This is a genomic window from Pseudomonas sp. FP2294, from assembly GCF_030687625.1.
In the GTDB taxonomy this organism is placed as follows: domain Bacteria; phylum Pseudomonadota; class Gammaproteobacteria; order Pseudomonadales; family Pseudomonadaceae; genus Aquipseudomonas; species Aquipseudomonas shahriarae.
The window spans coordinates 2,511,685-2,524,934 of sequence record NZ_CP117441.1 but is presented as its reverse complement, the minus strand read 5'-3'; the positions used below and the strand labels follow the sequence as shown (position 1 = coordinate 2,524,934).

The window sequence follows — 13,250 nt, the reverse complement described above, 5'->3', positions numbered from 1 at the left end:
TCGGCGGATGGTCATTCGACCACCCGCCGCACCTTGAGCAATGCCGCGCGCAACGCCCCCTTATCCACCGAGCCCAGCGCCAGCCGGATCGCATGGGGCACCTGCCCCGACACCGAAAACGGCTCGGCAGTGGACACTGAAATCCCCTCCCGCGCCAGGGCCATGGTGACCTGGTCCGCGCGCACCTCCTCCCCCAGAGGCAACCAGAGAAAGTACGAGGCGGGATGGCTGATGTACGCCAGCCCCGCCAGCACCTCGGTCGCCAGCGCCTGGCGGGCCCGGGCGTCCTGGCGTTTTTGCGCCTCCAGCTGTACGACCGTGCCGTCCTCGATCCAGCCTACCGCGATGGCCGTCATCACCCCGGGGGCATTCCACACCGTGGCCATGAGCGTGCGCTCCAGCGCCGGCACCCATTCCAGGGGCGCTGCGACGAAGCCCACACGCAGGCCGGTGGCGACGCTCTTCGACAGCCCGCCCACATACACGGTGCGTTCCGGCGCCAGCTGCGCCAGCGGTGGCGGCGCCTGTTCGGCGAGGAAGGCATAGGCGGCGTCTTCGATGAGGATCAGCCCATGTTCGCGGGCGATGCGTACCAGTTCCTCACGCTGCTCGAGCCCCAGTACCCAGCCCAGGGGGTTGTGCAGGGTCGGCATGCAGTACACCGCGCGCACCGGGCGCCGGCCACAGACCTGGCGCAGCGCGGCCAGATCCGGCCCGTGCGGCGTAACCGCAATGGCGACGATCTCCAGGTGCAGGGCCTCGGCCAGCACCTTGAAACCGGAATAGGTCAACGCATCCACCGCCACCACATCGCCCGGCTTGAGCAATGCCATCATGCTCACCGCCAAGCCATGCTGGGCCCCGCCGACCACCAGCACCTGCTCGGCCGCCACGCTCAGACCACGGTGCAGCAGATGCCGCGCCATGGCCGCCCGCTCGTGGGGGCGCCCGGCATGGGGCTGGTAACGCAGCAGCGCTTCCAGGTCGCCGGACAACGCCAACTGGCGCAAGGCGGTGCGCAGCAGGTCGGCCTGGCCCGGCAAGGACGGGTAGTTGAAGTTCAAATCGAGCATGCCCGCCGCCACCGCCATCTGACCAATGCCCTGCCCGGGCGCCAGGGCAATTTCCCGCACAAAGGTGCCGCGCCCGGTCTCGCCGCTGACCAGGCCCATGGCCTCCAGCTCGCTATACACCCGGCTGGCCGTGACCAGAGCCAGGCCATGGCTGGCCGCCAGTTGGCGGTGGGTGGGCAGGCGGGTGCCGGGCACCAGGGTTCCAGCGCGGATATCCCGGGCAAAGGCATCCACCAACGACTTGTAACGGGCACGGGGCATAGGCGATGTATCCATGACAATTTTTTGATTGTCCCAATCTTCCGCCCTAGGATGCGCCAAACGCAACCCCGCCCCCTACGAGCACACCCTGCATGGAACAGACCTCTCGGATTATCACCCCCGCGCACAGTCGCAGCGGTTGGATCAATGGCTTGATTGGCGTGCTGATTTTCAGCGGTTCGCTGCCCGCCACCCGCGTGGCGGTGCTGGAGTTCGAGCCGGTATTTCTCACCGTGGCCCGGGCGAGCATCGCCGCCGTGCTGGGCCTGTGCCTGTTGTGGCTGTTCCGGGAACAACGCCCCGCGCGCCACCAGTGGCGGCCGTTGCTGATTGTTGCCCTCGGTGTGGTGATCGGTTTTCCGCTGCTGACCGCACTGGCCTTGCAGTACGTGACGTCGGCCCATTCCATCGTATTCATCGGCCTGCTGCCCCTGGCCACCGCAGTGTTTGGCGTACTGCGCGGCGGCGAGCGACCGCGCCCGGTGTTCTGGCTGTTTTCGATCCTCGGCAGCCTGCTGGTGATGGGCTATGCCCTGACCCAGGGCCTGAGCGCCGCCCCCGCCGGCGACCTGCTGATGCTGTTGGCGGTGCTGGTGTGCGGGCTCGGTTATGCCGAAGGGGCCACGCTGTCACGCACCCTCGGCGGCTGGCAGGTGATCTGCTGGGCGCTGGTGGTGTCGTTGCCGGTGGTGGCGCCCCTGACCTTGCTCCTGGCCCCCGCCTCCTTCAGCGGGATCAGCCTGCCGGCGTGGCTGAGCCTGGGTTATGTGGCGATGTTCAGCATGTTGATCGGCTTTGTGTTCTGGTATCGCGGCTTGGCCCAGGGCGGTATCGCGGCGGTCGGTCAGTTGCAGTTGCTGCAACCTTTTTTCGGCCTGGCGCTGGCGGCCGGCCTGCTGCATGAACAGGTGAGCCTGGGCATGCTGGCGGTGACTGGCGCGGTGATTGCCTGTGTGGCCGGGGCGAAGAAGTTTGCGCGGTAGGGGGCTGCGCCATTAGGCTCATGGATTGGCCAAAAACAATAAGGATCCACGATGCACAGCCCTTCCCTGCAAGACACCACCGCGCCGGACGGCGTCTGTTACGGCTGCGGCCCACGCAATGCCCACGGGCTGCAGATCAAAAGCCGCTGGGATGAAGACGGCGTGCATATCGTCGCCGAGCACCTGCCCGACGCCCAGTATTGCGGCTGGCCCGACCTGGTCTACGGTGGCCTGATTGCAATGCTGGTGGATTGCCACTCCAACTGGACCGCCATGGCCTATCACTACCGTGCCGAGCAGCGCGAACCTGGGGAGGCGCCGCGCATCGACTGCGTGACCGGCAACCTGGGCATCAAATTTATCAAGCCCACCCCCATGGGCGTGCCACTGACCCTGCGCGCCAGGGTCGAGGGCGAGGTCGGGTGCAAAAGCCGCGTGGTCTGTGAGGTGTACGCAGGCGATGTGCTGACGGCGATTGGCGACTCGATCTTCGTGCGCGTCGATACCGGGCAGCTGGCGGCGTCGGCCCATGGCCGGCCCGCCTGAGAATGGTCTACATTCAACGCCACGTGCCGAAAAAAGGAACCTGACGATGACGCGCCTGACCGCCAAAGACTTTGCCCCCGAACTGCTGGAGCTCTACGACGGCTATGCCCACGGCAAGATCAACCGTCGCGAGTTTCTCGACCGCGCGGCCCTGTTCACCTTTGGCGGCCTGACCGCCTCGGCGCTGCTGGCCTCCCTGAGCCCCAACTACGCCCTGGCCGAACAGGTAAAGTTCACCGACCCGGACATCGTTGCCGACTACGTCACCTACCCTTCGCCCAAGGGCAACGGCCAGGTGCGTGGTTACCTGGTGCGTCCGGCAAAGGCCAGCGGCAAGCTCCCGGCGGTGGTGGTGGTCCACGAAAACCGTGGGCTCAACCCCTATATCGAAGATGTCGCACGGCGCCTGGGCAAGGCCGGGTTTATCGCCCTGGCACCCGATGGCCTGACCTCGGTGGGCGGCTATCCCGGCAATGATGAAAAAGGCGTGGCACTGCAACAGACCGTCGATCCGACCAAGCTGATGAATGACTTCTTTGCCGCCATTGAGTGGCTGATGAACCATGACGCCAGCACCGGCAAGGTGGGTATCACCGGCTTCTGCTATGGCGGAGGCGTGACCAATGCGGCGGCCGTGGCCTACCCGGAACTGGGCGCGGCGGTGTCGTTCTATGGACGCCAACCCGAGGCCAAGGATGTACCGAAGATCAAGGCACCGATCATGTTGCATTTCGGCGAGTTGGACACGCGGATCAACGAAGGCTGGCCGGCCTATGAGGCGGCGTTGAAGGCCGCTGGCACGACCTATGAAGCGTATATCTACAAAGGTGCCAACCACGGCTTCCACAACGACTCGACCCCGCGCTACGACGATGCTGCGGCGAACCTGGCCTGGGAGCGTACCTTGGGCTGGTTCCGTAAATACCTCGTGTAATTGCGGCGGTGGCTTCTCGGACGCCATCGCGGGCAAGCCCGCTCCCAAAGGGGATCTTTGCCGGACATACATTTGCGCCGCATCACAATTCAAATGTGGGAGCTGGCTTGCCTGCGATGGCGGTATACCAGCCACCAAAAATAGCGCCTGAACCACCGCCATCGCGGGCAAGCCCGCTCCCACAGGGGACTTTTGCCGGACACACATTTGCGCCGCATCGCAAATCAAATGTGGGAGCTGGCTTGCCTGCGATGGCGGTATACCAGCCACCAAAAATAGCGCCTGAACCACCGCCATCGCGGGCAAGCCCGCTCCCACAGGGGACTTTTGCCGGGCACACATTTGCGCCGCATCGCAAATCAAATGTGGGAGCTGGCTTGCCTGCGATGGCGTCCGAGAAGCCACCGACACCAGCAAGCCAGGCGCCTACAGGCCCTTCACCTGCTCCAACAGCCATTGCTTGAATGCCAGCATCGCCGGGGTTTCGGCGCGTGACTGCAGGCGCGTCAGCCAGTAGCTGCCGGTGCTGATGCCTACATCGAAGGGCTGGCGGATCACGTCCTGGGCCAATTGCCGCGAGAACATCATCGCCGGCGCCAGCGCCACGCCACTGCCCTGCAACGCCGCTTCCATCATCGCCAGGGACGAATCGAACACGATACTGCGCGGCACCAGGGTGTCGGCGGGCAAGCCTGCGGCCTGGAACCAGAGGTTCCATTCATCCGCCCGGTAAGAGCGCAGCAATGTGTGCTTCAACACATCGTCCGGGCCTTCCAACTGGCGGGCAATCGCCGGCACGCACAACACCGTCAGCGGCGCCTCCAGCAACTCACAGGCATGGGTGCCATGCCAGGCGCCCGCGCCGAAGCGGATCGCGTAATCCAGGCCCTCGGCCGCCACGTCCACGCGGTTGTTATGGGTCGACAACCGCAGATCGATAAACGGGCAGCGCGCCTGGAAATCCGCCAGGCGCGGTAGCAGCCAGCCCACCGCAAACGTGCCCACCGCCCCCACCGTGAGCACCTCACGGTAATGCCCGGCCTGGAACTGGCCGAGGGTCTGGGCGATACGGTCAAAGGACTCGCGCAGCACCGGCAGCAGCGTCTCGCCCTCGCGGGTGAGCATCAGGCCACGGGGCAGGCGCTTGAACAGGATGACGTTGAGCTGTACCTCCAGGCTCTTGACCTGATGGCTGACCGCCGCCTGGGTCACGCACAGCTCGATGGCCGCCCGGGTAAAGCTCAAATGCCGGGCGGAGGCTTCGAAAGCACGCAATGCATTAAGGGGTAAATGGGAACGCAGCATGGTCTAAGGCCAAATTTTTCTAATGACTGGGGCGAGATATCATCGGTTGTCCGGGGCCGGCAAACTGCCTATCTTGGCGGCGCCTGCGCAGGCAGTGATTAACCCGACCCTCCTCAAGGAAGCGACCACATCATGTACCAACATGTGCGCAACGTCACGATTCTCAGCCTATTGCTCGGTGCCGGCAACTGCATGGCCGCTGCCGACCTGCGTCAGGTGGTAGACGCCACCGTCAAGCCGCTGATGCAGCAGCAGGCAATTCCCGGCCTGGCGGTCGCCATCGTGCAAGATGGCAAGGCCCGATACTTTAACTACGGTATTGCCACCAAAGACAACCAGCAACCCGTCAGCGAGAACACCCTGTTCGAGATCGGCTCGGTGAGCAAGACCTTCACCGCTACCCTGGCCGGCTATGCCCAGGCCACTGGCAAGCTGCAGCTCGCGGAGCCGGCCAGCCACTACCTGCCAGCCTTGCGCGGCAGCCTGTTCGATCACATCAGCGTGCTCAACCTGGGCACCTACACCGCTGGCGGGCTGCCGTTGCAGTTCCCCAGCAAGGCGGACAATGCACAGCAAATGATCGGCTACTTCCAGCACTGGAAAGCCACTTTTCCCCCTGGCACCCACCGCCAGTACTCCAACCCCAGCCTGGGCCTGTTCGGCTACCTGGCGGCGCAGAGCCTTCAGCAACCGTTCGATGTGGCCATGGAAAAGACCCTGTTGCCCAAGCTCGGCCTCCAGCACACCTATCTCACAGTGCCCAAGGCGCAAATGGGTCTGTATGCCCAGGGCTACGACAAGGCCGGCAAGCCGTTGCGTGTCAGCCCGGGGGCGCTGGACAGCGAAGCCTACGGGGTGAAGACCAGCCCGGCGGACCTGGCCCGCTACATGGCGCTGAACATGGACCCGACGCCGTTGGAACAACCGCTGCAACAGGCCATCGCCGCCACCCATACCGGCTATTACACCGTAGGCAACACCACCCAGGGCCTGGGATGGGAGATGTACCCTTACCCGCTGAGTGTTGACGAACTGCTCGCCGGTAATTCGACGCCCATGGCCATGGAGCCGCATCCGGTCACCTGGCTGAACCCCGCCCAGCCGCTGCGCGCCAACACCCTGGTAAACAAGACCGGCTCGACCGGCGGCTTTGGCGCCTATATCGCTTATGTGCCGAGCAGAGGCATCGGCGTAGTGATCCTGGCGAACAAGAACTACCCCAATGCCGAGCGGGTGAAAGCGGCCCATGCGATCCTGCAGGCCATGGAGCAATAGCCCAGATTTTTTGAACCCGGCATGTTCCCAATGTGGGAGTGGACTTGCCCTAAAGCCGGTCAGTTAAGCGAACGCAATGCTCAAAGCAGTGAAGATCAAATGTGGGAGCGGGCTTGCTCGCGAAAGCAGTGGGTCAGTCAACATCAATGTTTGCTGGGCCGACGTCTTCGCGAGCAAGCCCGCTCCCACAGGGGGTCTGCGCTTAACTGAACGGCATTAGGGTTTGCCCACTCCCACAGGGCAGCCTCTGCGCCAGCGCTATCTCACGCCGCCAAGCCTTTACCGGCCCGTTCCAGATTGCGCCACAACCAGGGCGGCAGCACATCCGGGTCGAGGCTGTCGATCAGGTTCTTCAGGCCCAGCCCCAACTCCGTATCCCCTTCGATCACCAACCGCCGACGAAAGAACAAGGTGTCCGGATCTTCCTGACGGCTGGCCAATAACAGGAACTCGCGCCAGTTGCCGCTGATGGTCACCTGCGCCTCGGCCTTTTCGGCAATGCGCAGTCCGTCCCGGCCCAGGGTCAGATACCAGCGCAAGCCCAGGTCGGGAATGCGCAGGCACATCCAGCGCCCACGCAGCAGTTCAAAACCGCCATCGCGCAAAGGTTCGGCCAGGCAGCGATTCAGCGCCTGTTGCAACGCCAGGCGCTGCACCACAAAGGGCACCTTGCGCATCAGCGGCAGTAAGCGGTCGGCGCCCTTGAGCAGCCATTGTTTGCGACTCAGCACAGTCCCACCTCCTCGACCCGCAACATCCCGGCCTGGCCGTGCCAGTAGCCATTGCAACCTTCGACAAACAACGGCGGCGTGGCCCCCTGGCGGACCCGGTCAAAGGCTTCGACGATGCCCACCATGCCCTGGGCCCGTGGGCTCAGGCGCAGCAGGTCGGCGCCGCAACTGACCAGCCCCGGATAGTCGGCCAACAGGTTGGTGACATCCGCCGACATGGTCTGGATGCCATTTAACGTAAACAGCGCCTGCCCTTCCTGGCTGGTCAAGGCCATGCCATCCGGGTAGTTGAGGCAGCAGAACTGGCAGTCATCCTTGGGCCGGTTTTCCGCCCGCGCCGTAAAGCAGCGCGCCGAATAGGCCAGGGGCAGATGCCCATAGGCGAACACTTCGACTTCAGGCAACGGCCGGCCCAGTTCACGCACCTGCTCCAGCACATCGCCAATCAGTGCGGCCGAACATTCCACCGGCGGCACCCAGCGCATCATCCCCGCATCCAGCAATTGCACGAGAGCGTGGCCGTTATACAGATTCAGCGCCGGGCCGCCGACAAAGGGCAGCTTGCGTTCGGCGAGCAGTTGCACGGCGCCCATGTCATTGGCTTCCACCAACACCTCGCCGTTGTCACACAGGCGACGCAGGCTCGACAGCTCCGACGCGGCCTCGATCAGGGTCAGGCTCGACAGCACGATTTGCGCGTTGCCCGCCGAGCGCAATTCGCGGCCCAGGCCCAACCATTGATCGAGGTTGAACGCGCGGCGTTTGGAGCACACGGTTTCCCCCAGGTAGATCACATCCAGCGCCAGGCTGGCCATCTCGGAGTAGAACTGCCCCAGTTGTTGCTTATCCCAGTAAAACAGCACCGGTCCCAGGCTGAGTTTCATGTACGGCTCCTCATTGCCACGAACGATGGTAGGCGCCCAGGGTGGTCTGGCTGCCTTCGGATAGACCGGCCAGCACACTGCGCCACTGGTCCTTGACCACAAAGCGTTCCGGCGCGCTGCGGTGGGCGTCCAGCGCGGCGCGCCAGACCCCGGTGACTTGCTCGACATACGCCGGGCTGCGCTGGCGGCCTTCGATTTTTACCGCTGCGACGCCCATGGCGATCAACTCGGGGATCAGGTCCAGGGTGTCGAGGCTGGTGGGTTCTTCGAGGGCATGGAAGCGCTTGCCATCGACCATGAAGCGGCCCTTGCACAGGGTCGGGTAGCCTGCCGGCTCGTCCGGGGTGTAGCGGTCGATCAGCACTTCACTCAGGCGCGCACTCAGGCCGTCGGCGTCTTCACTCCAGCGCACCGCCTTGGCCGGTGAGCACACGCCACACAGGTTCGGCGATTCGCCAGTGATGTACGAAGACAGGTGGCAACGGCCCTCGGCCATGATGCACAGGCTGCCAAAGCCAAACACCTCAATCGGCACCGAGCTGCTGGCGGCCACATGCTTGACCTGGGCCAGGGACAACACCCGGGGCAATACCGCACGACGGATACCGTAGCGCTCGGCGTAGAACTGCAACGCTGCCGCATGGGTAGCCGAGCCCTGTACGGAAAGGTGCAAGGCCATTTGCGGATGGCGGCTGCTGGCGTACTGCAGCACCCCCGGATCACCTGCGATCAGGGCATCCACGCCATGGTCGGCAGCGCGGTCCACCGCCCGTTGCCAGCGCTCCCAGCCCTTGGGCTGCGGGTAGGTATTGACGGCCACATACAGCTTGCGCTGGTGCTGGCGGATATGGGCGACGGCACCGTCGAACTGCTTGTCGTCCATATTCAGCCCGGCAAAATGCCGGGCATTGGTGTCATCGCGAAACCCCACGTACACCGCATCGGCACCTTGGCGCACGGCGGCTTTAAGCGCAGGCAGATTGCCTGCCGGGCAGACCAGTTGCATGGTTGATCCTCATCAGAAAATTCATCACCAACACCGCCCCCACAGTGATTTCCATCAAAGGGGGTTACTGCATCAGTTCGGCAAAAGACACGAACCGCACCAGCCCGCCCTTCTCCACTAGCTGATCACGCTCCACAATCGCCAGGCCATCGGCCCAGCATGCGGCGCTGAGCATCGCCGAGCTTTGCCGGGGGTGCAGCGTGACCCGCGCCTGGCCGTCGAGACCCGGGGTCAGGCGTGCGCGCAGGTATTGGCGACGGCGGTTGCGCTGGGCCCAGATAAAATCGGCCGGCACCAGCAGCGGCACTGACGTGACCTCGGTCACACCCTGGGCGCGCAACAGAAACGGACGCACCACCACCAACGCGGTAATCAGTGCGGCCGAAGGGTTGCCGGGCAAACCGATCCATGGTTTGCCGGCTACATCGCCAAACGCCAGGGGCTTGCCCGGCTGAATCGCCAGGCGCCAGAAATCAACGTGGCCCAGTTCCTTGATGGCTTGCTTGAGGTGATCTTCCTCGCCCACCGACACTCCGCCGGAGGTCAGCAGCAGGTCGCATTCCGAGGACGCCAGGCTCAATGCATCGCGGCTGACGGCCAATTCGTCGGCCATCACCCCATAGTCATGCACCTCCACGCCCCAGCCTTGCAGCAAGGCCGCCAGGCAGTGGCGATTGCTGTTGTAGATCTGCCCTGGAGCCAGGTGATCGCCCGGCTCGCGTAGTTCATCACCACTGCTCAACAGGCACACCCGCAACGGTCGATAGACTTTGACCTGGGCCAGCCCGGCAGCCGCCTGCAGGCCCAGTTCCTGGGCGCGCAGGCGCTTGCCGGCCGGCAGCAGCAAGGCGCCCTGGGTCACTTCTTCGCCTTGCTTGCGCACATGCTCACCCGTGCGCATCGGCGGGCACCAGATGCGTTGGCCATAGACCCGGCAACGCTCCTGGGGCACCACGGTGTCGGCCCCGGCCGGCAAGGGTGCGCCGGTAAAAATGCGCATGGTCTGCCCGCTGCCCAACGCCGTCGCGGCCTCCTCGCCAGCGGCAATCCGCCCGGCCAGGCGCAGGTAACCGCCCTCGGCCGGCAGGTCGGCAGCGCGCAAGGCGTAGCCGTCCATGGCGCTGTTGTCCCAGGCCGGCAGGTTTACCGGGGAAAAGATGTCGCCGGCCAACACCCGGCCCAGGGCCTGGGCGGTTTTCACCTGCTGCGTGGACGGCGGTGGCGGTGCCTGGGCCAACAGGCGTTCGATGGCCTCATCCACCGGGATCAGTTCGCCGCTTTCACACACCGATGTAGTCATGGCCGAGCCTCACAAGGTTCCAGCACTTGCGCGGCCTGGGGCTTGAGGTGCGGGGCGAAGTTACAGGGCCCGGTGCGGCTGTCCAGTTGCCCCAGGAGGATCTTGTCCCAACCGGTGCGGCAGGCGCCGGGCGAACCGGGCATGCAGCACACCAGCACGCCATTGCTCATGCCGGCCAGGGCGCGCGATTGCAGGGTCGACATGCCAATCTCTTGCAGGGACACCTGGCGGAACAGTTCGCCAAAGCCTTCGACATGCTTGTCCAGCAGTGGCAATACCGCTTGCGGGGTGTTGTCCCGCGCGGTAAAGCCGGTGCCGCCGGTGGTGAGGATCACTTGCACCTGGGGGTCGGCGATCCATTGCGAAATCTGTGCGCGGATCTGGTAGATATCGTCCACCACCAAGGCCCGGTCAATCAGCGCGTGACCAGCGGCTTGCACGCGGTCGCACAGGGTTTGCCCCGAGGTGTCGCTGTCAAAATTGCGCGTATCGCTGATGGTCAGTACGGCGATATTCAGTGAGACGAAATTGCGTTGAGTCAGATGTGCCATGGTGAAAATCCCGGAATAAATGAGCAATGGCGCCAGCCTGCACCGCAAAGGCCGGCGGGCCTATTCCTCCGAGGAGGTACCTCTAGGTGAATTCAGGGGGCCAGGCGGCTGCGCTGCCAGGTGCCGTCGTGCAGGCGGTAATCGAGGCGGTCGTGCAGGCGATCGGCGCGGCCCTGCCAGAACTCCACACGCTCGGGTTGCAGGCAGTAACCGCCCCACTCCGCCGGGCGCGGCGGTGGTTGCCCGGCAAAGCGTTGGGTGGCATCGCGCAGACGGCCTTCCAGCTCGGCGCGATGGGCCAGGGGCTGGCTTTGCGGCGACGCCCAGGCGCCGACCTGGCTGGCCAGGGGCCGTGAGTTGAAGTACTCATCGGACAGCTGCGGCGCCAAACGCACGACCGTGCCTTCGATGCGCACCTGGCGTTCCAGGCCCGGCCAGAAAAAGGTCATGGCCGCGCTGGGATTGCTCGCCAGCTCCTGGCCCTTGGCGCTCTGGTAGTGGCCGAAAAAGGTGAAGCCTTCAGCGCTGAAGCCCTTGAGCAAGAGGATCCGGCAATGGGCACGGCCCTGGGCATCGACGGTGGCCAGGGCCATGCTGTTGGCCTCCACCGGCGCCACTTCAGTCTTGCGCGCCTGCTCCAGCCACTGGCCGAACAATACGAGGGGATCGTCCTGTACCAGGTCATCCCGCAAACCGTACAGGGTGTAGTTGCGGCGCATCTGCGCCAGGGAAAGGGGCATGGGGCGAACCTCCGGTCAATTCGCCACAGTCTGATCAGCCGCCGCCCTGCGCACCTTGATCGCGATCAACTGCGCGCCGCGGCATGGCGTCGCAGGCCGTTACTTGAGCCCCAGGCGCCGCGCCAGTTTGTGCAGGTTGCTGGAGTCCAGGCCAAGCATGCGCGCAGCGCTGGCCCAGTTATCGCCGGACAGGCTCAACGCCTGGCGCACCTTCTGGCGCTGGCAGTCGTCCACCGCATCGCTCAAGCTCTGGAACGCCGGCGCCGGCACTTCAGGCACAGGGGCCTGGGCCAAGGTGGCGCTGTCGAGATCCAGCAGCTCGGCTTCCAGGGTCATGATCTGGTTGCGATTGCCACCCCGGCTCAACTGCTTCAGAGCGGCGCGGCTGATCACGTGTTCCAGCTCGCGGACATTGCCCGGCCAGGCATAACCGAGCAGGGTCTGCTCGGCCGCCGGAGACAGACGCAAACCGCGCAGGCCCAGGCGCGCCCGGTTGAGCTCCAGGAAATGCCCGGCCAGCAGCAGCACATCGTGGCCACGCTCGCGCAGCGCCGGGATCGGTACCGGGTACACCGACAGTCGGTGGTACAGATCGGCGCGAAACAATCCTTGGCGAATGCTCTCGGGCAGGTGGCGGTTGGTCGCGGCGATAATCCGTACATCCACATGCAACGGCTTGTCGGCACCCAGGCGCTGGATCTCGCCGTTCTGCAAGGTGCGCAGCAGTTTGGCCTGCACACTCAACGGCAACTCGCCCACTTCATCGAGGAACAGCGTGCCGCCGTTGGCCGCATCAAAACGCCCGGCACGGTCGCTGGTGGCGCCGGAAAACGCACCTTTGACATGCCCGAACAACTCGCTCTCGGCCAACGACTCCGGCAGCGCCGCGCAGTTGACCTGGATCAGCGGCTTTTTACTGCGCCGCGACAGGCGATGCAGACGGCGCGCAAACAACTCCTTGCCCACCCCGGTTTCGCCGAGCAGCAGCACCGGCAGGTCCGAATCGGCGAGCACATCCAGCTCGTTGAGCAGTTGATGCAGCACCGGGCTCTGGCCGAGGATTTCGCCATCTTCGACGCTGGGCAAACCCGCCAGCGGCTCATTGCGCGACAGGCGCAGGCTGCGGTTTTCCTGCTCCAGGCGTGTGACCCGCACCGCGGCCTCGATCTGCAAGGTGCAGCGTTTGAGTTGCTCGCGGGCATTGGCGTCGAAGGTCCCGGCATGCAGCGCATCCAGGGTGATCGCGCCCCAGGGTCGGCCTTCGACGAACAGGCTCACGCCCATGCAGTCATGCACCGGCAGCGGTTCGCCGACCTGGGTATCGAGTAACCCGTCATACGGGTCCGGCAGGCGGCTGTCGGGTTCGAACCAGGTCGGCTCGCGGGACGCCATGATCGCCGCCAGCCGCGGGTGCTGGGCAATCACAAAGCGTCGGCCAAGGGCCTCATGCACCAGCCCCACCGTGGCCACCGGGCGCAGGCTGTCGTCGCCGTCCAGGCGCAACAGGCCCACGGCGCCGCTATGGAAATATTCACGCAGGGTCTGCACCAGGCGTTGCAGGCGCACAGCATTGGGCAGTTCGACAATCAGATCGGCCGACAGACTTTCACGCAACATGGTCATTACTACCCTTGTATGGTCGGTTCTACCGTGCAGCATCA

At 64.7% G+C, this 13,250-nt stretch carries 13 protein-coding genes; 4 read left to right on the top strand and 9 right to left on the bottom strand.

Features of this window, described 5'->3' with window-relative positions; all coding sequences use genetic code 11:
* Positions 1 to 11: 11 nt before the first annotated feature.
* Entirely contained in the window at positions 12 to 1,334 is a 1,323-nt protein-coding gene (locus PSH73_RS11135) for a PLP-dependent aminotransferase family protein (protein WP_305462482.1), read from the bottom strand.
* 92 nt (positions 1,335 to 1,426) lie between these two features.
* Here PSH73_RS11135 and PSH73_RS11130 point away from each other — a divergent pair, with 92 nt between their 5' ends.
* From PSH73_RS11130 to yghX, 3 genes are read left to right on the top strand one after another with little or no spacing between them, the layout of a single operon-like run.
* The gene (locus PSH73_RS11130) at positions 1,427 to 2,317 is read left to right on the top strand and encodes a DMT family transporter (protein WP_057959572.1); all 891 of its coding nucleotides are present in this window, start codon (positions 1,427 to 1,429) and stop codon (positions 2,315 to 2,317) included.
* 51 nt (positions 2,318 to 2,368) lie between these two features.
* Positions 2,369 to 2,863, top strand: coding sequence for a PaaI family thioesterase (locus tag PSH73_RS11125; protein WP_305462480.1), 495 nt, complete (start codon positions 2,369 to 2,371; stop codon positions 2,861 to 2,863).
* A gap of 46 nt (positions 2,864 to 2,909) precedes the next feature.
* Complete coding sequence (gene yghX / locus PSH73_RS11120; protein WP_057959570.1) at positions 2,910 to 3,797, top strand: YghX family hydrolase; 888 nt, start codon at positions 2,910 to 2,912, stop codon at positions 3,795 to 3,797.
* 426 nt (positions 3,798 to 4,223) lie between these two features.
* Here the strand turns inward: yghX and PSH73_RS11115 are convergent, their stop codons facing one another.
* A complete protein-coding gene (locus PSH73_RS11115) occupies positions 4,224 to 5,102 on the bottom strand; it encodes a LysR family transcriptional regulator (RefSeq protein WP_271043442.1) in 879 nt (292 codons plus the stop codon).
* A gap of 132 nt (positions 5,103 to 5,234) precedes the next feature.
* On the opposite strand from PSH73_RS11115, the gene ampC reads away from it, so the two are divergent.
* Complete coding sequence (gene ampC / locus PSH73_RS11110) at positions 5,235 to 6,377, top strand: class C beta-lactamase (RefSeq protein ID WP_305462478.1); 1,143 nt, start codon at positions 5,235 to 5,237, stop codon at positions 6,375 to 6,377.
* A gap of 263 nt (positions 6,378 to 6,640) precedes the next feature.
* Here the strand turns inward: ampC and PSH73_RS11105 are convergent, their stop codons facing one another.
* The 7 genes from PSH73_RS11105 to norR all read right to left on the bottom strand — a co-directional run bounded on the left by PSH73_RS11105 (position 6,641) and on the right by norR (position 13,206).
* Positions 6,641 to 7,108, bottom strand: coding sequence for an SCP2 domain-containing protein (locus PSH73_RS11105; protein ID WP_271043443.1), 468 nt, complete (start codon positions 7,106 to 7,108; stop codon positions 6,641 to 6,643).
* Positions 7,102 to 7,992, bottom strand: a complete 891-nt coding sequence (locus PSH73_RS11100; protein ID WP_057959568.1) for a U32 family peptidase — start codon at positions 7,990 to 7,992, stop codon at positions 7,102 to 7,104. Before PSH73_RS11100 ends, PSH73_RS11105 begins: the two co-directional genes overlap by 7 nt.
* A gap of 10 nt (positions 7,993 to 8,002) precedes the next feature.
* Positions 8,003 to 8,998 (bottom strand): peptidase U32 family protein, encoded by a 996-nt coding sequence (locus PSH73_RS11095; protein ID WP_057959567.1) that lies wholly within the window; start codon positions 8,996 to 8,998, stop codon positions 8,003 to 8,005.
* A 64-nt stretch (positions 8,999 to 9,062) separates the two neighbouring features.
* Positions 9,063 to 10,298 (bottom strand): gephyrin-like molybdotransferase Glp, encoded by a 1,236-nt coding sequence (gene glp / locus PSH73_RS11090; RefSeq protein WP_305462475.1) that lies wholly within the window; start codon positions 10,296 to 10,298, stop codon positions 9,063 to 9,065.
* Positions 10,295 to 10,849 carry a molybdenum cofactor biosynthesis protein B gene (moaB, locus tag PSH73_RS11085; protein WP_057444821.1) on the bottom strand — a complete coding sequence of 185 codons (555 nt, stop codon included), beginning with the start codon at positions 10,847 to 10,849 and terminating at the stop codon, positions 10,295 to 10,297. The genes glp and moaB overlap by 4 nt, the downstream gene beginning before the upstream one ends.
* A gap of 92 nt (positions 10,850 to 10,941) precedes the next feature.
* Complete coding sequence (gene pdxH, locus PSH73_RS11080) at positions 10,942 to 11,589, bottom strand: pyridoxamine 5'-phosphate oxidase (protein WP_057439727.1); 648 nt, start codon at positions 11,587 to 11,589, stop codon at positions 10,942 to 10,944.
* Positions 11,590 to 11,688: 99 nt separating this feature from the next.
* Positions 11,689 to 13,206, bottom strand: coding sequence for a nitric oxide reductase transcriptional regulator NorR (norR, locus tag PSH73_RS11075; RefSeq protein WP_186626247.1), 1,518 nt, complete (start codon positions 13,204 to 13,206; stop codon positions 11,689 to 11,691).
* Between the last annotated feature and the right edge of the window lie 44 nt (positions 13,207 to 13,250).